The sequence below is a fragment of the Segatella salivae F0493 genome (assembly GCF_000477535.1).
GTDB lineage: Bacteria > Bacteroidota > Bacteroidia > Bacteroidales > Bacteroidaceae > Prevotella > Prevotella salivae.
The window spans coordinates 143759-164373 of the sequence record NZ_AWGW01000032.1 but is presented as its reverse complement, the minus strand read 5'-3'; the positions used below and the strand labels follow the sequence as shown (position 1 = coordinate 164373).

The 20615-nt window shown below is 43.0% G+C and carries 19 protein-coding genes; 12 read left to right on the top strand and 7 right to left on the bottom strand.

Annotation, left to right across the window (positions count from 1 at the left end):
• Positions 1–565: 565 nt before the first annotated feature.
• From argR to HMPREF9145_RS12400, 4 genes are all read left to right on the top strand, one after another.
• Positions 566–1039 (top strand): arginine repressor, encoded by a 474-nt coding sequence (gene argR, locus HMPREF9145_RS12410; protein WP_021826734.1) that lies wholly within the window; start codon positions 566–568, stop codon positions 1037–1039.
• A gap of 190 nt (positions 1040–1229) precedes the next feature.
• Entirely contained in the window at positions 1230–1439 is a 210-nt protein-coding gene (locus HMPREF9145_RS13315; RefSeq protein ID WP_007134641.1) for a PspC domain-containing protein, read from the top strand.
• 176 nt (positions 1440–1615) lie between these two features.
• Positions 1616–2170 carry a helix-turn-helix domain-containing protein gene (locus HMPREF9145_RS12405; protein ID WP_007134642.1) on the top strand — a complete coding sequence of 185 codons (555 nt, stop codon included), beginning with the start codon at positions 1616–1618 and terminating at the stop codon, positions 2168–2170.
• 10 nt (positions 2171–2180) lie between these two features.
• Positions 2181–3863 carry an AMP-binding protein gene (locus HMPREF9145_RS12400; RefSeq protein ID WP_021826705.1) on the top strand — a complete coding sequence of 561 codons (1683 nt, stop codon included), beginning with the start codon at positions 2181–2183 and terminating at the stop codon, positions 3861–3863.
• Positions 3864–3948: 85 nt separating this feature from the next.
• Here the strand turns inward: HMPREF9145_RS12400 and HMPREF9145_RS12395 are convergent, their stop codons facing one another.
• From HMPREF9145_RS12395 to HMPREF9145_RS12385, 3 genes are read right to left on the bottom strand one after another with little or no spacing between them, the layout of a single operon-like run.
• Complete coding sequence (locus tag HMPREF9145_RS12395) at positions 3949–4626, bottom strand: NigD1/NigD2 family lipoprotein (protein ID WP_021826665.1); 678 nt, start codon at positions 4624–4626, stop codon at positions 3949–3951.
• Between the two features lie 7 nt (positions 4627–4633).
• Complete coding sequence (locus HMPREF9145_RS12390; protein WP_007134645.1) at positions 4634–5833, bottom strand: 1-acyl-sn-glycerol-3-phosphate acyltransferase; 1200 nt, start codon at positions 5831–5833, stop codon at positions 4634–4636.
• Positions 5834–5865: 32 nt separating this feature from the next.
• Positions 5866–6651: a DeoR/GlpR family DNA-binding transcription regulator gene (locus tag HMPREF9145_RS12385; protein WP_021826635.1), complete on the bottom strand. Its 786-nt coding sequence runs from the start codon at positions 6649–6651 to the stop codon at positions 5866–5868.
• Between the two features lie 1148 nt (positions 6652–7799).
• Here HMPREF9145_RS12385 and glpA point away from each other — a divergent pair.
• The 6 genes from glpA (at position 7800) to HMPREF9145_RS12355 (ending at position 15101) form a co-directional block, all read left to right on the top strand.
• Complete coding sequence (glpA, locus tag HMPREF9145_RS12380) at positions 7800–9422, top strand: anaerobic glycerol-3-phosphate dehydrogenase subunit A (RefSeq protein WP_036907748.1); 1623 nt, start codon at positions 7800–7802, stop codon at positions 9420–9422.
• Positions 9419–10678, top strand: a complete 1260-nt coding sequence (gene glpB / locus HMPREF9145_RS12375; protein WP_021826643.1) for a glycerol-3-phosphate dehydrogenase subunit GlpB — start codon at positions 9419–9421, stop codon at positions 10676–10678. Before glpA ends, glpB begins: the two co-directional genes overlap by 4 nt.
• Positions 10668–11921 (top strand): anaerobic glycerol-3-phosphate dehydrogenase subunit GlpC, encoded by a 1254-nt coding sequence (gene glpC, locus HMPREF9145_RS12370; RefSeq protein WP_021826703.1) that lies wholly within the window; start codon positions 10668–10670, stop codon positions 11919–11921. The genes glpB and glpC overlap by 11 nt, the downstream gene beginning before the upstream one ends.
• A 65-nt stretch (positions 11922–11986) precedes the next feature.
• Positions 11987–13471: a glycerol kinase GlpK gene (glpK, locus tag HMPREF9145_RS12365; RefSeq protein WP_021826617.1), complete on the top strand. Its 1485-nt coding sequence runs from the start codon at positions 11987–11989 to the stop codon at positions 13469–13471.
• A 54-nt stretch (positions 13472–13525) separates the two neighbouring features.
• Positions 13526–14299 (top strand): MIP/aquaporin family protein, encoded by a 774-nt coding sequence (locus HMPREF9145_RS12360; protein ID WP_196809782.1) that lies wholly within the window; start codon positions 13526–13528, stop codon positions 14297–14299.
• 40 nt (positions 14300–14339) lie between these two features.
• Positions 14340–15101 carry a hypothetical protein gene (locus HMPREF9145_RS12355; protein ID WP_021826699.1) on the top strand — a complete coding sequence of 254 codons (762 nt, stop codon included), beginning with the start codon at positions 14340–14342 and terminating at the stop codon, positions 15099–15101.
• Positions 15102–15541: 440 nt separating this feature from the next.
• Here the strand turns inward: HMPREF9145_RS12355 and HMPREF9145_RS12350 are convergent, their stop codons facing one another.
• The 4 genes from HMPREF9145_RS12350 to rpmH all read right to left on the bottom strand — a co-directional run bounded on the left by HMPREF9145_RS12350 (position 15542) and on the right by rpmH (position 18629).
• On the bottom strand, positions 15542–16537 hold the full coding sequence (locus HMPREF9145_RS12350) for a D-alanine--D-alanine ligase (RefSeq protein WP_021826648.1): 996 nt from the start codon (positions 16535–16537) through the stop codon (positions 15542–15544).
• A 19-nt stretch (positions 16538–16556) separates the two neighbouring features.
• Positions 16557–17624, bottom strand: coding sequence for an RluA family pseudouridine synthase (locus tag HMPREF9145_RS12345; protein ID WP_021826641.1), 1068 nt, complete (start codon positions 17622–17624; stop codon positions 16557–16559).
• Positions 17625–17648: 24 nt separating this feature from the next.
• On the bottom strand, positions 17649–18341 hold the full coding sequence (locus HMPREF9145_RS12340) for a PASTA domain-containing protein (RefSeq protein ID WP_007134652.1): 693 nt from the start codon (positions 18339–18341) through the stop codon (positions 17649–17651).
• A gap of 132 nt (positions 18342–18473) precedes the next feature.
• Complete coding sequence (gene rpmH / locus HMPREF9145_RS13310; RefSeq protein ID WP_021826639.1) at positions 18474–18629, bottom strand: 50S ribosomal protein L34; 156 nt, start codon at positions 18627–18629, stop codon at positions 18474–18476.
• A gap of 251 nt (positions 18630–18880) precedes the next feature.
• On the opposite strand from rpmH, the gene efp reads away from it, so the two are divergent.
• Together efp and HMPREF9145_RS12330 are read left to right on the top strand one after the other, a co-directional pair.
• A complete protein-coding gene (gene efp, locus HMPREF9145_RS12335) occupies positions 18881–19447 on the top strand; it encodes an elongation factor P (RefSeq protein WP_007134653.1) in 567 nt (188 codons plus the stop codon).
• A gap of 78 nt (positions 19448–19525) precedes the next feature.
• Positions 19526–20575: a glycosyltransferase family 2 protein gene (locus tag HMPREF9145_RS12330; RefSeq protein WP_021826682.1), complete on the top strand. Its 1050-nt coding sequence runs from the start codon at positions 19526–19528 to the stop codon at positions 20573–20575.
• Positions 20576–20615: the final 40 nt, after the last annotated feature.

Sequence of the window (20615 nt, the reverse complement as noted above, 5' to 3'; positions counted from 1 at the left end):
ACCCCAACAGCCATTAACCCATTTTTCCATTGCCCATCCATCTGATTGAAAGGGACTTAACTCTGGAAAACAATTTGACTGAGATGACGCGATAAAAGCACGCAGATGGTGGCACCATCTGAGTCAAATGACCCAACCATTTGACGCTGTTTATAAAATCGGTGGCATAGGAAGAGGAAATGCCCTGTAAATAAGCATTGGCAGAAAGGAGGCGGGGCGCGGCACAACGGGACATAAAGAGTGGCACGGCTGCATTGTTATGAAGAATTAAAACGAAATGGTTTTACAAATAAATCTATTCTTTTGAGGATAGAACAAGACCGAGCGCTTGCGTTTGTTTGTATGGATATAGCATTAGAAAGAACAAATATGATGGCTCAATACAAGAAAGACGAGCTTTCAATTTATCATCATGTGCGAGTCAATAAGCATTCAACAAGGAATAAAAGCATGATTTGTTGAACGTTATTTTCTATGAAAAAGGCAGATTATTTGTATTTTTATTTGGTTCAACTGCGGTTTATTCGTACCTTTGCAGGCCTAAAACGAATAAACATACAAACTGATGAAAGTAAAGACAAACCGATTAGAAACGTTGAAACTCCTTATCTCCAGCGGTGAATATGGTAGCCAAGAAGAAGTACTTGCGGCACTAAAGAAAGAAGGATTCACGTTGACTCAGGCCACACTTAGTCGTGACTTGAAGCAGCTGAAAGTAGCAAAAGCCGCAAGCATGAACGGCAAATATGTTTACGTTTTGCCTAATGAAACCATGTATAAACGCATTCATAAGCCACTTTCTGCGGCTGAGATGATGATGACACCAGGCTTTATTTCCATTAACTTTTCAGGCAATATAGCTGTCATTAAGACGCGACCGGGGTATGCAAGTAGCATCGCTTATAACATTGACACCAGCGAAATGCCCGAAATATTGGGTACAATTGCGGGCGATGACACGATTATTGTTGTGATCAAAGAAGGCGTAAGTCATGAAGAAGTGACTGAAAGATTGAGTCAACTGATGCCGGGATTCTAAAGCATTACGCTCAATGTTTCGTGTCTTATTTATGATTTTGGAGTGTAAGAAATAAGGAATTGAACATCAATTCTTATAGAAGAAGATAATAATTTGAGTTATTTTTTGCCCCTACTGCAACTTTTCCATCATCAAAATGCGTCTAACGCATGAATGACAAATAAAGAAACAAAACATAAAAGGAAAGAATATGGAAGATAAAAAGAAATTAATGCGCTCCTCATCTGACAAATGGCTTGCAGGAGTTTTAGGTGGAATAGCCAATTATTTGGGTTGGGATCCAGCCTTGCTACGCCTCTGTTATCTGCTATTGACCCTTTGCAGTGTGGGCTTCCCCGGTGTTATTGCATATATCATTCTATGGATGTGTATGCCTCAAGACATCAACACGCAACCATAAAACAGGGAAACGAGAGCGTCGTTACAAACAAAGCATAAGATGCTGCACAAACCATTAGGGTGTGTGCAGCATTTTTTGGTTTATTAATGTTATATTGAAATTAAAAGCAAACCAAAAGTAACTATTCGACAACTTTTTGTATCTTTGGCCATGAAATAAAATAAAAAAGATTGAAAATGGAAGAATCTATCAAACAAATTGGCGAGCGCTTGCGTGGCCTTCGCGATGTACTTGACATCCCGGCAGAGGAAGTTGCTGAGCTTTGTGGCATCACTTTAGAGCACTATCTCAAGATAGAAGCTGGAGAAGCAGACCCTTCTGTATATCGACTTTCTAAGATTTCAAAACGCTATGGCATTTCACTTGACGTGTTACTCTTTGGAGAAGAGCCTCGCATGAGTAGCTATTATCTCACCCGAGACGGGCAAGGTCAGGAGATAGACCGCGGAGATAAGTATCAATATCAAACGTTGGCAGGAGGTTTTAGAGGTCGGAAAATGGATCCATTCCTTGTTGTTGTCGACCCGCTTCCAGCCGGAAAACGATATAGTAAGAATACACACGACGGACAAGTTGTTGACTATATTCTTGAAGGAACATTGGAATTGACGATTGAAGACAAAGTATTGGTGTTGGAAAAAGGCGATTGTGTCTATTTCGATGCAACCCTTCCACACTGCATGAACGCACTAAACGGAGAACCAGCTAAGTTTTTATGTGTCGTAAACTAAACGAAAGACTATGATAGAACGTTTTTTAACGCAAACAAAATTCACTTCAGAAGATGATTATGCAAAGCATCTTCATTTCATTGTTCCAGAGAATTTTAACTTCGCCTACGATGTAATGGATGCGTGGGCAGAGGAAAAGCCTGATAAGGTTGCCTTGCTTTGGACGAGTGAAAGAGGCGAAGAGGTGAGCACAACTTATAGAGAGTTTAAGGAACAAACAGACAGAACGGCCGCCTATTTCATGCAATTGGGCATCAAACATGGCGACAAAGTGATGCTTATTCTCAAGCGACATTATCAGTGGTGGCTATCAATGATGGCGCTATGTAAAGTCGGAGCGATAGCTATTCCGGCTACACACATGCTGACAGTACACGACATTGTATATCGCAATCAGAGTGCAAGTGTGAAGTATATCATTTGTGCTAACGATGAATATATCACCGAACAAATCGCTAAAGCCATGCCCGATAGCCCAACAGTAAAGGCATTAGTGGCTGTAAATGCACTCTCAGAACTTGACAAGCCCATACCAGAAGGTTTCCACGATTGGCGCAAAGAGTGGGCAGAAGCATCAGCCTTTGTGCGACCAGACAACGTGAATACCAACGAAGATACCATGTTAATGTACTTCACAAGCGGTACAAGTGGTGAACCAAAGATGGTGGCTCATGACTTCCTTTATGCCTTGGGACATCTCACAACGGGTGTATATTGGCATAATCTCCATGCAAACAGTCTGCATCTTACTGTGGCAGATACGGGTTGGGGCAAAGCCGTTTGGGGCAAACTCTATGGACAATGGTTTGCAGGTGCAACCGTATTTGTATATGATCACGAGAAGTTCACGGCCGAAAAGATTATGCGCCAGATGGAGAAATACCACATTACATCGTTCTGTGCGCCTCCAACCATCTATCGTTTTATGATTCGTGAAGACTTCTCTAAATATGATTTGAGCAGTCTTGAATGGTGTACCACGGCCGGAGAAGCTATGAATCCTTCAGTAGCGAATAGGTTTAAAGAGCTTACAGGCGTTACAATCTACGAAGGATTTGGCCAGACTGAGACCACAATGACACTTGGAACCTTCCCTTGGGTGAAGCCAAAACCCGGCTCAATGGGTAAGCCAAACCCTCAATACGACGTTCAGTTGCTACGCCAAGATGGTACAGAATGCGAGGACGGAGAAAAGGGAGAGATTTGTATTCGCATAGGAGATAAGAAACCCTTAGGCCTGTTCAAAGGCTACTATCGTGATGAAGAACGAACAAAGGAGACTTGGCACGATGGCATATATCACACTGGTGACATGGCATGGCGCGACGAAGAAGGGTATTATTGGTTTGTAGGAAGGACGGATGATGTTATCAAAAGCTCAGGCTATCGCATTGGTCCGTTTGAAGTAGAGAATGCCCTGATGACCCATCCAGCCGTTGTTGAGTGTGCCATTACAGGCGTTCCCGACCCAATTCGAGGGATGATTGTCAAGGCAACTGTAGTACTTGCACCGGAATATAAAGCCAAAGCAGGCGATGAACTGATTAAAGAGTTGCAGAATCATGTAAAGCATGAGACGGCGCCTTATAAGTATCCACGTCTCATTGAGTTTGTAAATGAACTGCCAAAGACTATTTCCGGTAAGATAAGAAGAGTGGAAATACGAGAAAAAGACAATCAAAAGAAGTCTTGATGAAACAGAAAATGTGGAACGAAAGCTTACGCTTTGCTCCACATTTTTTATTGTATCTTCTCTTCATCAAACAATAATGAGAAACTTATTTCTTAAAGGTTTTAAAGATAACTCCTTTATAACTGTTGATGCGGAGATTGATTAAGCAACCTGAAGGCAGTCGAGTAAGCGGCACACTAATATACCCTCGGCTCGAATAATACTGCGGAACACCTCCTTGATCGTGGTAGAGTGTGAGGTCAATACGGCGTAACTTTCCTCCAACAACAAGGCTATCGGTGGCTATTAAGCCCAAAGTTTGTCCCTTCATCTCACTGGTTTGCTCGCCCGTTAATACCGAAAAACCAATATTTAGATAGCGATTATTCTTGCTTATCCAGGCACTTTCAAACGTAATGGGGTCGACATGGAGACTACGAAACCAAGTCGTTGGATGCCAATCTACCACAGGAACAGCCACCAATCGAAGGCCTTCTGTCGATGAATCCACCACCTTATTATAATAGAGTAAGCCTCTCACCTTCGCATTGGCTTGCTTTATCCACGACACTTTCAATCGAGGCACGAGCAGAAGTGAATCACCTTCATCCGTAACGGCACTATAAACAGCGTTGTCAGATGCCGTATAAGCCTCGACGAAGTCAGCCTGAACATAAGAATCTTTGCCATCGCCAACCTCATATCCCCCATGAGAACATGCACTCGCCACAAACAATATGACGAGTGCAATACTTAAAATTGTCCAACGATAACCATGCACCATGCCTATCTTATTTTAGGAATGGCAGATGATTCAGAAACGATTTAAACTTACGATTGCCGTTAGTTGCAGACAGATAGTTCTTTGCTGGGTAAGCATATTGACTCAACAAGCAAGCCCGAAGATAACGTTCGTCCTTGTTCTCTATATCAATCTTCTCCAACTGTCCCATCATATAATCTTCGAAATCGTTTCGTTCGGCATCGGTATAATGGTCAGAATACATTCTCGTATCCTGTATCATGTCGAGTGCAATGTAGTTACATGGGTAGAGACGATAGTTCCGATGGATCTCTAAATCGATATGCGTTGCAATCTCATCAAATAGTTTATTCTTCGGCTGTTCTTGGTCAATACCTTGTAACCAGTCGTCAATACATGGCGCACATTTATAGTGAATGTGACCTTTAAAGCCTTTAATGCCGGTCAACATGCTTTCAATATCATCCTCAGCTGTCTTCTTCCAGAACGGTACATCGCGTCTTAACTGGTACTCACGAGCCTTTAAGTAGTCACATGGATCGTATTCATAAGAGATTGAAAGTGGAACTATATGCAACTGCGTTAGACGCTCAACGATAGATCCTTCGCCTCCCATGGCCATCATCTTCAATATTGCAGGCTGTGTAAGGTCATTCGAGTTTTTGGCCCGTCCCTGTCGTTGTGCTATCCAAACATTCTCTCTTTTCACGTTAACGGCAAAGTGAATATACTCTGACATGCGCTTACTTGCCTTCAACATCTCTACCGAATGGAGAGCCCGTTCGACTGTAAACGACTTGTTTACACGCACGAGATCTTTCACCCAAGGCAGGGTCAACAGGTTATCTCCTATGGCAATTTCGCACGTAGTATCAAAGCCAACATCGATTAAAAGCTTATCAAGAAAAGCCGAATCAAGCACGATGTCGCGGTGATTGCTTACGAAAGTATATCGATTTTTGATGTTAATGTTATAGGCATCCATATCACATCCCAAGCTCTCCTTTACGATTAGTTGCTGTAAGAAGGGATAACAGAAAGCCTTTTGAAACTCAATATTCGTCTTACATGCACGCATCTTGGCAGCTATATCGTCAAGAGCAACACCGGGATATAAGTAAGCCAAGACCTTTTGGAATTGGGAATCACTCAATAATCTGTCGAAAACCTCGGGCAGTTCCTCGGGTTCAAACGGTCTGATACAATCAAACTCAGCTGGAATTTTCATATCATGTGGTTTTAAAATTAATTTTCATTGTATTACAATAGGGCTGAACTTGCTCCATGAGCAATAATAAGTTCGATGCCCAACTCTTCTATTTCGCGCACCAATTGAGCCGAAATATGACTGTCTGTGATAATCATGTCGACGTCATCCATACTACAAATGCGCGCAAACCCACGCCTTCCAAACTTACTTGAGTCTGCAAGAACAATGGTTTTCTGTGCAGTTCGAATCATCGACCGATTGAGTTCAGCCTCATTCATGTCGGTTGTTGAGATGCCAAAGTCAAGGTCTATGCCATCAACGCCTAAGTAAAGCTTGCTAAATGAGCACCCTTTGAGAATCATATCTGCATATTGTCCCACAACCGAAAGACTGCTATGACGAACCACTCCGCCCAATTGGATAATGTCAACATTGTCATTCTGCGCCAACAACTCTGTGGCTTGCAGCGATGCCGAGACCACCGTTAGCTTGTCTGTTGTATGCAGATTGCGCGCCAAAGCATGAATAGTAGTTCCCGAAGCCAATAGAATGGAGTCATTAGAAGACACAAGTTTGGCCGCTTCTAAGCCTATTTGCTGCTTCTCTTCAGCGTTAAGACCTTCCTTTTCGTTAACCGATCGGTTGTTGGCAAAGGGATTTATGAGGATAGCCTTCCCATGACTGCGGTACAATTTGCCTGCACGCTCCAGCTCTGTAAGGTCTTTACGAATCGTTACTGAAGACACATCAAGCCGCTCTGCCAGTTCAGAAACGAGCAAAGAACCCTGCTTCAGCAGCTCCTCTAATATAAAAGTATGGCGTTCTAACTTAGTCATTGGTTAGGATTTTAATGAGACTATCCGTTTAAAGTAACTACACAAAGATAGGTCTTTTATTCTACATTCGCCAAGAAAAGCCTCTGTTTTAAATAATTATTAACAACACATACACGCGCGAACAAATTAAACAACGAGCCACATCGCTTAGAATGATAAACCTAATTACCTAACATCCAGAACCTTTTCCATTCGAATGCGGTTAAAGAATAACATTAAACCCGACAGCAACAGCCTTAAATACATCTATTTTCTTGTAAAGATGATTCATCATTTTTTAACAGTTCATTATATGGGCAAATAGCAGAAACAGCATGCTTCATAGCCGCCTGAAAGGCGAAAAGCAACGAAAAAACATAAGATCCCATACCAAAATCAATGAGAAATGGGGCAAATCACACTGCCAAATCCCTCATTTCACGACACTTTTTCACCCATATCGTCGCACGTTTTGACGCAAAACACCATCATTTTTCATGTTATTTCATGCTTCTTTTTGCTATCAAACTTGAAATGCTTTGATGCTCAGCAGGTTATCAAATGCCTAAAAACAGCCTTTATTTTCCAACAAACATTCACGCCAACAAAAACTTCTCGTTTTATAAAGTCTTTTGTAAAATTTCCTCTTTTTTATTCCTTTTTAATACCTCTACAGCAACTTCATTCCAAGAAACACCATAGAAAATTAACTTAAACATCGCTGAAAAGTGCCACATAACAGCCTCTTCCTCCCATAGAACACTACATCCCGGCAGGTAAGCTCCTTACCATGAGTCCCTAAAATGGGACAAAATTCACGCCGAATGTTTCAAAACGAAAGCAACAAAGTACTAACATCACTCTTTCATCTCACCTCCTTTCGTTTCAAAATCAAAACAACCCTCCTTCCAATTCGTCTTTAGCCGCCACACCTATCCTGTTTAACAGCCCTACAAGTATACCCACAAGAGAACGAATAAAAACGGCTTTCGTTTCAAAATAAAAGTTAAAATCAAAACAAAACTCCCTGTAAATTTTGAATTATCAGAAATAAAATCTACTTTTGTTGCGTAATGAAACCATAATAATATCATTCAAAACATCTAATGGTTCAACATTCATTGTTATAACACCATTAACGACAAAGCAGCAATTTGAAATCTAAAGTAATGAATAAAAATCAGCGTACAACTTATGACATCATTGTGATTGGTGGAGGAATCACGGGAGCCGGCATCGCGAGAGACTGCGCATTGCGTGGCCTAAAAGTGCTACTGGTTGAGAAATTCGATATGACCAACGGCGCAACCGGGCGTAATCACGGCCTACTTCATAGTGGAGCACGCTATGCAGTGACCGATAACGAGTCGGCAACAGAGTGTATTCAAGAGAACATGATTCTCAGAAAGATTGCCCGCCACTGCGTAGAAGAGACCGATGGACTATTCATTACGCTGCCCGAAGATGACCTTTCCTATCAGAAAACGTTTGTAACGGCCTGCCAAAATGCAGGTATCCGCGCCGATATCATAGCCCCCGAGGAGGCCATTCGATTGGAACCGGCAGTCAACCACAGCCTCATTGGTGCGGTTCGAGTGCCTGATGCCTCAATCGATCCCTTCAGACTGACCACTGCCAACGTGCTCGATGCACGCTTGCATGGGGCAGAAATATTGACCTATCACGAGGTTACATCGTTTATTATCAATCAAACGCGCATGAAAGGTGTCGTGATGCGCGACAACCTTACAGGCGAAACGCACGAAGCTTACTCAAAGATTATCGTCAATGCAGCAGGCATTTGGGGGCACCTTATAGCCGAAAAAGCCGGTATTTCGATTAATATGTTCCCCGCAAAAGGTTCATTATTGATCTTCGGTCACCGTGTAAACCAGATGGTAATCAATAGATGTCGCAAGCCAGCCAATGCCGATATACTCGTTCCCGACGATGCCGTTTGTGTGATAGGAACTACAAGTGACCGCGTGGGTTATGACGAAATAGACCACCTTAAGGTTACAAACGAAGAAGTAGATATATTGATTCGCGAAGGCGAAAAACTGGCTCCGGCACTTGCTTCGACACGCATTTTGCGCGCTTATGCCGGTGTTCGACCACTCGTTGCAGCCGATAATGACCCTTCTGGGCGTAGTATCAGCCGCGGAATTGTGTTGCTCGACCATGAGAAACGTGACGGCCTATCAGGCTTTATCACGATAACGGGTGGTAAGATGATGACTTATCGTTTGATGGCCGAACTTGCTACAGACCTCGTTTGCACCAAATTGGGCATCGACAAGCCATGTATGACTGCCAAGATTCCATTGCCTGGTTCAGAAGAACCCATGGAAAAGAAAGGTCTTTCAACCGAACGCCTTGCCGAAGAAGGCCGTCATGGCACACGAACCTCTTTCATTCCTGCGAACAACAGCTTAGAGAAAGCGATAGTTTGTGAGTGTGAAGGGGTCAGCATTGGTGAGATGAAATACGCTGTTGAAAAGCTACATGTGAAGCAACTCATTAATATGCGTCGCCGCACTCGTGTCAGTATGGGCACTTGTCAAGGTACACTTTGTGCGTGTAGAGCAGCATGTGTGCTCTCAGAACTCACGAAAACAGACGCCAAAAAGAGTCAAGCCGACTTAGCATCTGTAATGAACGAGCGCTGGAAAGGTATGCGACCAGTGGCTTGGGGAGATACTTTGAAGGAGTCACAACTCATGTCTATGGTCTACGAAGGACTCTGTGGACTGAACGAACGCACTGAAAACATAAAGGAGATTGCACAATGAGATTTGATACTATCATAATAGGTGGCGGACTAAGTGGAATGACTTGTGCCGCAATGTTAACCAAAGGCGGCCACAAGGTGGGCTTAGTGACTACCGGAAAGAGTACGCTTCAATTCAATTCTGGGTCATTTGACTTGATGGGATACGTCGAAGGACAAGCTGTTGAGCATCCTTTGGAGGCATTAAAGCAGTTGCCTGAGGGACATCCCTATCACAAAATAGGCAGTGACAAGATAGGTTCCTATATAGAAGAAGCTAAGAAACTGCTCGAAGAAGCAGGCCTAACATTCAAAGGAACCGCTGAGAAAAACCATTTCAGACTATCTCCTATCGGTGTTTTGAAACCTACTTGGTTGACCCTTGACACGCTGTTTACGGTTGAAAATGCCGAAGAACTGAAAGGAAAGAAACTGCTTTTAGCCAATATAGAAGGCTTTCTTGACTGGCCAATGCCCTATCTTTCAGACAGTCTTTTGACGTTAGGTGCTGAGGTAAGAAGCGTCACTTTTACGACTGATATCCTTGAGTTTGCGCGGACAAGTACAACAGAAATGCGTGCAACAAACATCGCAAAGTATCTTCAAAAGCCTGAACGCGTAAAGGAAATTGCCCAGAAACTCAATGCCATTGCAGAAGATTGCGACTGCATTTTGATGCCAGCGGTGCTGAGATTACACAATGAAAAAGAACTTCGTTTGTTGCAGAATGAAGTGCAAAAGCCCATTCAATTTGTGGCAACGATGCCTCCTTCAGTGCCTGGCAACTATATACAAAACCGACTGACCGACTTACTTCATCAGTTAGGTGTAGTGATATTCAACAGTGATACCGTTGAAAGTGGGCAACTCAAAGATAATCGTCTTGTAGCCGTTACTACGGAGAAATTGGAGGAAACCCTACTTGAGGCCGACCAATTTGTGCTTGCTACAGGCTCATTTATCAGCGGAGGACTCGTTTCAAACTATGAAACCATTTGTGAACCGATATTGAATTGTGACATAAACACACTTCAACAACGTGACCAATGGACGTCAGAATATCTCTTCGATGAACATGCTTATATGGGCTTTGGCATACTAACTGATGACAAATTCCATGTGATAAAAGAAGGCAAAACAATAGAAAACGTCTTCGCAGTAGGTTCAGTTTTAAGTGGAAACAACAGCATTCGACAGGCCAATGGCACAGGAGTTTCAATGCTTACGGCTATCAATGTAGCCCACAATATCCTAAATATAAAAGATCATGCAAGCTAAAATACAATTACGAAATATAAGTAGTCACGAGCTGGAACAGTGCATGAAATGTTCCATTTGCACAGTATATTGCCCTGTATCGGCCGTCGAACCACAGTATCCCGGGCCTAAACATGCGGGCCCAGATCTTATGCGTTATCGCATGAAAGATGAGCATTTCTTCAATGATAACTTAAAGATGTGCCTGAATTGTAAGCGTTGTGAGGTCGCATGTCCTAATGGAGTGAAGATTGGAGACATTATACAAGAGGCGCGAATTAAATACAGTTCACATGGTCCTTCGCTACGAGATCGCATGTTAGCCAATACAGATTTCGTTGGAACGATGGCCACATTAGCTGCTCCTTTGGTAAATTTCTCATTGGGATTAAAGCCAGCTAAGGCTGTATTACATACGGTAATGGGCATTGATAAGCATCGCACCTTCCCGTCATATAGTTCACAGAAGTTTGAAACTTGGTTCAAAAAGGAAGCTGCTGAAAAGCAAAAGAACTTCTCAAAATTCGTTAGTTACTTCCACGGATGTTACGTAAACTACAACTATCCCCAATTAGGTAAGGACTTAGTCAAGATACTTAATGCCGTAGGATATGGCGTTCATCTGCTTGAAAAGGAGCAATGTTGCGGCGTAGCCCTTATCGCTAACGGCCTATCGGGACAGGCAAAGCGACAAGGAGAGGTTAATATGAAGTCGATGAGACAGGCTATTCAAAACAAGGATGAAGCCATTGTTACGACCAGTTCGACTTGTACGTTCACCATGAGAGACGAATATAAGCACCTGCTTGAAATCAAAAACGAAGACGTTAGAAGTAGTTTGATGTTGGCAACACGCTTCCTTTATAATCTCATTCATGAGAAAAAGATTCGTCTTGTCTTTAGAAACGACTTCCAAAGAAAGGTTGCTTACCACACAGCATGCCACATGGAGCGCATGGGATGGGTCGTATATAGCACAGAACTGATGCGAATGATTCCGGGACTTGACTTAATTATGCTTGAAAGTCAATGTTGTGGAATCGCCGGAACGTATGGTTTCAAGAAGGAAAACTACGAGCGTTCTCAAAAGATTGGAGAGTCTTTGTTCGACCATATCAATGAAATTGACCCCGACTGTGTGTCTACTGACTGCGAGACTTGCAAGTGGCAGATAGAAATGTCGACCCGATATAAGGTTATAAATCCTATTTCTCTCATTGCCGAAGCACTCGATGTAGAAGCTACAAGACAAGCAAACGCCTAACGACATTAGCCACTCAGAACCGTTTATCTTTTTACATTATCTATTAACTAAAACCTTAATTAAAGATGAAGAAGTACATTTTAGCCCTTGATCAGGGCACAACCAGTTCACGAGCTATCGTCTTTGACCACGATGGAAAGATTTGTTCTGTGGCACAAAAAGAGTTTACTCAGTACTTCCCTAAACCGGGATGGGTAGAACACAACCCTAATGAAATCTGGTCTTCTCAGGCATCTGTGATTGCCGAATCAATCTCTGCAATCGACATTAATGGTCTCGACATTGCGGGAATTGGTATCACCAACCAGAGAGAAACAACCATTGTATGGGATGTTGACACTGAAGAACCCATCTACAATGCCATTGTTTGGCAAGACAGACGTACCGCAGACTACTGTGATAAGCTTAAAGCTGAAGGCTTGATTGACACAATTCGTGAAAAGACTGGCTTGATTATTGATGCTTATTTCAGTGGAACTAAGATTAAATGGATATTGGATAACGTACCAGGAGCACGTCAACGCGCAGAGCAAGGTAAGTTGCGTTTCGGCAACGTTGATAGCTGGTTAGTTTGGCGTTTGACGCGAGGCGAGGTGCATGTTACCGATGTTACCAACGCAAGTAGAACCATGTTATTCAATATTAACACGTTGAAATGGGATGCAGACTTACTGAAACTACTTGATATACCCATTAGCATGTTGCCAGAAGTGAAGTCATCTTCTGAGGTGTATGGCCACACTAAGACTACCATTTTCGCTCATGAGGTGCCCATTTCTGGCATTGCTGGCGACCAACAAGCAGCCCTTTTTGGTCAAATGTGCATTGAACCTGGAGCAATAAAAAACACATACGGCACCGGATGTTTCGTCATGTTGAACACTGGAGAGAAGCCTGTCAAGTCAGAAAACAACCTACTTACCACGATAGCTTGGAAGATAGGAGACAAGATTAACTATGCTCTTGAAGGCTCAATCTACGTTGGTGGTTCAGTCGTTCAATGGCTTCGAGATGGTCTTTGCTGTATAAAGTCATCGTCAGAAATAGAAGAATTAGCTGCTTCTGTGCCTGATAGTGGAGGAGTTTTCTTTGTTCCTGCCCTCACTGGTTTAGCCGCTCCATACTGGGATCAGCATGCAAGAGGCACGATAATTGGTATTACTCGCGGCACAACTACAGCCCACATAGCCCGTGCAGCGCTTGATGGTATAGCCTTCCAAACCTATGATATAGCTCGTGCAATGGCTAAAGACATGGGCGCTCCACTAACAGAACTCAAGGTAGACGGAGGTGCTTCACGCAACAATCTGCTGATGCAGTATCAAGCAAATCTATTGGGTATCAAGGTGGTTAGACCCAAAATCACTGAGACTACGGCTTTAGGTGCGGCCTATCTGGCTGGACTCGCAGTAGGTTTCTGGAAAGATCTCGACGAAATTAAACAGCAATGGCAAGTTGAACGCACGTTCGACCCCGTGTCAGACAACGAAGAAATCGCTGCCGCTAAACAGGGTTGGGCTGATGCTGTCCGTCGAACACTGACGAAATAAGAATGTAACACCTTAATGAATAACTAAATATCAGAAAATCATGGAATCTCAATGATGACCCAATTCATGATGGAATTGGTAGGAACTCTTGTACTTGTGCTCTTCGGAGATGGCGTTTGTGCTTGTGTAACGCTTAATAAGAGCAAGGGACAAAATGCAGGTTGGATTGTAATTACTATCGCTTGGGGCCTTGCAGTGTGTATGGGTGTGCTCGTCGCTGGACCTTATACAGGAGCTCATCTCAATCCAGCGGTGTCTGTAGGTTTGGCAGTTTCCGGCATGTTTCCATGGGCTTCAGTGCCTTATTACATTGCAGCGCAGATGATAGGTGGCGTTCTTGGCGGTCTACTTGTATGGTTATTCTACAAGAACCACTATGATGCTACAGACGATGAAGCTGCAAAACTCGGTACCTTTGCTACTGCTCCAGCCATTCGAAACTATCCCATGAACTTGTTAAGTGAGGTGATTGCAACGATAGTCTTAGTGTTTATCATCATTTGTTTCAGTACAGATGGCAACTCAGGTAACTTAACTGACGTCTTCGGAAGCCTCGGAAATGTTGGTGCAGGCCAACTAAATGTCAAGATAGGTCTGGCAGCTCTCGGTCCAATTCCAGTGACCTTGCTTATCATTGCCTTAGGAATGTCGCTCGGAGGAACCACTGGTTATGCCATGAATCCAGCCCGCGATCTATCCCCACGCATAGCACATGCGCTCGTGATGAAAGGCAATAACGACTGGGGGTACTCTTGGGTTCCCGTCGTAGGTCCTATGATTGGCGGCGCAATTGCAGGCTTCCTCGGCACGCTTTTGCTTACGCTCTAAACTCAAACACAGTTATATCTTAACTCAAAAAACACATATCATGAGAAAGAATCTATATCGACTTGGCGCCCTTTTGGCTGCAATGGCCATGACCTTCAGTGCAAATGCACAGAAACTGCACTACAATGCAGGTATCGAAACAACTCACCTTTGGCGCGGACTTGAGGTTTCCAAGGGACTAACTTTCAACAATGAATTTAGTCTTTCAGATAATAACAACCACTTCAGAGTAGGACTTTGGGGCGGAATGCAAATCAATGGAAACTACAAAGAGTTTGATTACTACTTGAATTATAACAATAGTGGCTTCAATGTTGCAGTCTGGGATATCTACAATTTCTCTGATGGCATCTATTCAACCGACAAGGCTTATCGCATCGGTAACTACAACTGCCACAACACTGGCCATTTTATTGATGCAGCAATCAGCTATGATTTCGGTGCAAAATGCAACTTCCCATTGACTCTTACATGGTCAACCGTCGTTGCAGGTCGCGACCGTGGCAACATCAACAAACAGAATATATATTCAAGTTGGGTTCAAGCGGGCTACACACTCTACAATGATGACAAGTTCAAAGTTGACGCTTCAGTGGCTGGAGCCTTTGCACTTAACAACTATAAAGAGAATGATGGCGCCAACTTTTACGGCAAAACAACCGGCATTAATGACGTTCGACTAAGTTGTACGTATAAGTTGAAGATTGGAAATCACCCACTTCCCATCACCTCTCAAGCCATGTGGAATCCTGAAGCAAATAAAGGTTACTTCCGTGTAGCCGTAAATCTGCTTGATTTATAAATAGAAATAGCGTAGTAAACAACAAAGAGAATGAATCAAATGGGTTCATTCTCTTTTTTGTAAATAAGCAACTGACCCAATATAAAGGCAAATACCAGAACATCAAAAACCTCATTTTGCGACTGCATGATTTAGTAAACATAAGCTGAGACCTATCCTTTTGACAATCAACCACTTGCGACCTACAACGTGATTCCACTCATTTTGCGCCGTCATCTGCGTCATATCACCCTACAATCTCAGTCATTTTAGGCCGTAATCTGCACCATTTTTATTTTCAAATCAAGGTATAGGCCTAAGCAACTGATTATCAACGAAGCTGAGAAAGAAAGCAAACACCGACACCATGGTATAGAAAACAAGAAAAGAAAAAAGGCAACAAGCATTGCTACTTGTTGCCTTATATCTTTGAAACCTATTGAGATTGGCCTTTAAAGGACTTAAAATTGGTTCTCAACGATATCGCTTAGCACGTCTTTAATGTCAAGACCTGCAGCGCGAACCTGCTGAGGAATAAAGCTCGTTACGGTCATTCCTGGTGTCGTATTGATTTCAAGCATGTTGACAACATCGTTTCCTTCGGCATCCTTTGAAATGATATAGTCAATGCGAATGATGCCATTGGCGTGGAGAATATCATAAATACGACTGGTTTCGGCAGCCACTTTATCGGCCGTTTCCTTACTAAGTCGAGCCGGAGTAATCTCTTGTACCTGACCATTATACTTGGCATCATAGTCGAAGAACTCGTTCTTTGTCACGACTTCTGTAGCTGGGAACACCACCGTTTTCTCCCTTGTTTTATAGATTCCCTGTGAGATTTCAACACCATTCAAGAACCCTTCAATCATGACTTCATCGCTTTCCATGAATGCTTTGCGCAATGCAGGCGCGAGCTGGTCGGCATTTTTCACCTTTGAAACACCAAAACTACTTCCGTCGGCAGCGGGTTTCACAAAGCAAGGCATACCGAAACGTGCCTCAATCTTAGCCTCATCATACTCTTCACCACGGCGAAGCAGCATGCTATCTGCCACGCGTACGCCAAAGCCGCGAAGGTAGTTGTTGAGCACATACTTGTCAAAGGTCATGGCTTCTACAAGAACTCCGCTTGTAGAATAAGGCAGATGAATGAGATCAAAATAACCCTGCATCACACCATTCTCACCGGGTTGGCCATGGATTGTAATGTAGGCATAATCAAAAAAGACTGATTTTCCATCGAGTTTAAACGAGAAATCATTCTTATCAATGGCTGCAGTTGCACCGCTGTCAAGGTGTACATGCCAGTCGGTTCCTTTCACATCAACGATAAAAACGTTATATTTCTGCTTGTCGAAAAAGGAATAAAGTCCTTGTGCTGAACGCAAAGAAACGTCGTGTTCAGATGAATCGCCACCGCAAACGATGGCTATGTTTCTCTTTGAACTATCCATAATTATATTGATTTACTTATTATTCTACAAATGTATTCTGTGTTGTTCCGTGAATATATCCGCGCCATTTCTCTATGAGTTGGCGGAAATCATCGGGCCATTCGGAATCGAAGTCCATCTGAACTCCTTTTATGGGGTGGATGAATCCTAAGGTTTTAGCGTGCAAAGCCTGCCGCGGACAGCACTTGAAGCAATTATTTATAAACGCCTTATACGTGCTACTGCGTTGTCCTCTCAGCACTTCTTCACCACCATATGTGGCATCTGCGAAGAGCGGATGACCGATATGTTTCATATGAACGCGTATCTGATGCGTGCGACCTGTTTCAAGTATGCACTCAACGAGCGTTGTATAACCATATCGTTCGATAACACAGTAATGGGTAACTGCATTCTTTCCGATGCCGCTTTCAGGTGAAAATACCTTCATTCTCAGTCGATTCTTGGGGTCACGGGCAACGTTTCCCTCAATGGTTCCTTCGTCTTCAACAAGATTTCCCCATACCAAGGCGTTGTAACTACGATGCGTTGTCTTATTAAAAAACTGTTTTCCAAGTGCCGTTTTGGCTTCAGGTGTCTTCGCAACCACAAGGAGTCCACTCGTGTCTTTATCGATTCTATGAACCAATCCTACTTCAGGGTCGTTGGCATCAAAGCCTTTCAGGTCTTTCAAATGCCACGCAACAGCATTGATAAGCGTACCCGTGAAGTTGCCAGCACCAGGGTGTACCACCATGCCTGCAGGCTTATTGACAACCATCAACACGTCATCTTCATAGACAATATCAAGCGGAATGTCTTCTGCTATGATACTCGTGTCGTGCTTAGGTCGGTCAAGCATGAGTGTGATAACATCGCCCGGACGAACTTTATAGTTGCTTTTCACGGGCTGATTATTAACGCGTATACAGCCCGAATCAGCCGCTTGTTGAATACGATTGCGGCTTTGATAAGGATTCTTTTCGGCTAAGAACTTATCAATACGCACGGGAGTTTGTCCCTTATCGACCTCAATCTTCCAATGTTCAAAGAGCTGTTGCTCTTCGTTCTCAAGGTCTTCAATATCGTAAATCAAGTCTTCTGCCATATTTTTTCAAGCTGTCTATGGTGTTTATTCACTCTGGCTATGCCCTTTTGTGGGTTCATTGCTTTCGGTTTCAGGCACAACTTCGAACTCATCTACATCGCCATTATCCTCTGTTTTGCTGTTAACCTCAGGATCAACATAGTCGACAGAGTCGTCGGCACTACGCATTCCGTTGCCCACTTGGATAATCAATGTGTCATCAATGGAGACTTTGTCGCCCGTAACAACATGCCTCCCATTAACAAGAATGCCATAAACCCAATCCTTTTCTCCAGGGATATACTGCGGCGTTCCAAGCTTAAAGCCCATTGCAGTGAGCTTAGCCATGGCCTCACGTAACGAGCAATTATCAATTACATCGGGTAGAGTTATCTTGGGAGAATGCGTAGAATTGATTGTCAAATAAATGATATGACCAGACTTAACACACTCTCCTGGCGCTGGAGATTGCTCCAAAACACAATCTGCCGGAAGCCCTTTGACGTAACCAGTATCAACAACTTGCACCTCAAGTCCAAGCGTTTCAAGAATATGTTGGGCATCAACAAGCTGCTTATGCTTTAGATTTGGAATCGCAATTGATTCCCCATGATGCGTATAAAGGTCAAGTCCGAACTTCACACTAAGGCAAAGTAAGGCCACAACGGCACCCATAGCAATAAGGTTTTTCCATAGATACCAGTCCTTAAACTTACTGACGAATTCCGACGACTTCATCTTTATTACATTATAAACTTATACTGCAAAGGTAAGATAATCCCACTGAAAAACAAAATAAAAAACACAAAAAGCAGCAAGGAAAGCTTCTCCTTGCTGCTTTTTATCGTCCTCTTTATATCCTAATATGGATTATTTTCCGTGGTTTTCATCAGATACTGTCAACTTCTTTCGACCGTGAGCGCGACGCGAAGCGAGTACACGACGACCTTTCTTTGTTGCCATTCTTTCACGGAAACCGTGCTTGTTTACACGACGACGGTTGTGAGGCTGAAATGTTCTTTTCATCTTTTTACGTATTTATTTTTGTTATTGATTCGCTGATAATGTAGCAGATGAGACCCTAAGTTGAATCATATAATCTCTCCACTTTGGGCTGCAAAATTACTCATAATTTTCGAAATACCAAAGAATTAAATGAATTTTCAGCAATGATTTGATGTTTTTTTATAAAAATATAGTAACTTTGCATGCGTAGAATTCAGGCATTCTGGATTCGTTTTTCAAAGAGATAACAATAAACATTCAATTCAATAACAATGATTAATTCACAGGAAATCAAAATTGGTACATGCATCCGAATGGACGGAGGCATTTGGAAGTGCATCGACTTTCAGCATCGTAAGCCCGGAAAAGGCAACACTGTAATGAACACAAAGCTGAAAAACGTTGCCGATGGACGCGTACTTGAGCGCACATTCCAAGTCGGTTTTAAGCTTGATGACGTTCGAGTTGAGCACCGTCCTTACCAGTATTTGTATGAAGATCCGACTGGATACATCTTCATGAATCAAGAGACTTTCGAGCAGATTCCAATCAATAAAGACCAAATTACGGGTGTAGAGTTCATGAAAGAAAGCGACATTGTTGACGTTGTTACAGACACAACAGACGGTACTATCCTTTCTGCTGAGATGCCAGTAAAGACTACTTTGAAGGTTACTCATAGCGAACCAGGCATCAAAGGCAATACAGCTACAAACGCAACTAAGCCTGCTACTTTGGAAACGGGAGTTGAAATCCGCGTTCCTCTCTTTATAAATGAAGGAGAAACTATCCAGGTTGACACCCGCGATGGTAGCTATTTAGGTCGTATTTCAGAATAAAAGATATTATGACTACACAAGTCTATCTGCGTGAAATCCGCGGGTAGGCTTTTTTATTTCTATTAAATTATTACTACTATGAAATACTCTATCATCGTTCCTGTATTCAATCGACCCGACGAAGTGGCTGAACTCTTGGAGAGTCTCACCATGCAAACGTTTCATGATTTCGAAGTAATCATTGTCGAAGATGGTTCAAAAGTCACATGCGAAGCTGTGTGCAGACAATACAAAGAGCGTCTTGATATTAAGTATTTCATGAAAGATAACAGCGGACCGGGGCAGAGTCGGAACTATGGAGCAGCTCATTCTACGGGCGAATATCTATTGATTCTCGATAGTGATGTGGTGCTTCCTACGCGCTATCTCGCTGCAATTGAAGACGAGTTAAGACGCGAACCTGCGGATGCTTTCGGTGGTCCTGACTGCGCACACGAGTCTTTTACCGACAAGCAAAAAGCCATTTCGTATGCCATGACAAGCTTTTTCACGACAGGAGGTATACGTGGTGGCAAGAAGAAGTTAGACAAGTTTTATCCTCGTTCGTTTAATATGGGCATCCGACGCGATGTATATGAGGCACTCGGGGGCTTCAGTAAGATGCGCTTCGGAGAGGATATCGACTTCAGTATTCGTATCTTTAAGGCAGGCTATTCATGCAGATTATTTCCTAAAGCATGGGTATGGCACAAACGAAGAACTGACTTTCGTAAGTTCTGGAGACAGGTATATAACAGCGGAATCGCACGTATCAACCTCTATAAGAAGTATCCTGACAGCTTAAAACTCGTCCACTTGCTTCCTATGGTGTTTACTTTGGGCTGTGCATTCCTTGCCTTTCTATTCCTCTTAGGTATCATCTTATTCTTTGTTTTGCCGGCAGGTATGCCACAAGCAACAGGTCTTGGGCTTTCGATTCTTGCTCTCCAACCGCTCATTCTCTATAGTTTCTTAATCTTTGCTGACGCTACTTCCAAGAACAATAGTGCGAAAATAGGGATATTAAGCATAGCCGCTGCCTTCATACAACTTACTGGTTACGGCTGCGGTTTCCTTGAAGCATGGTGGAAACGCTGTGTTTTAGGCAAAGATATCTTTAGTGCTTACGAGAAGAACTTCTATAAATAAGCACCTCAGCCAGCCTTTCTTAGGAGGGAACCAACTACAA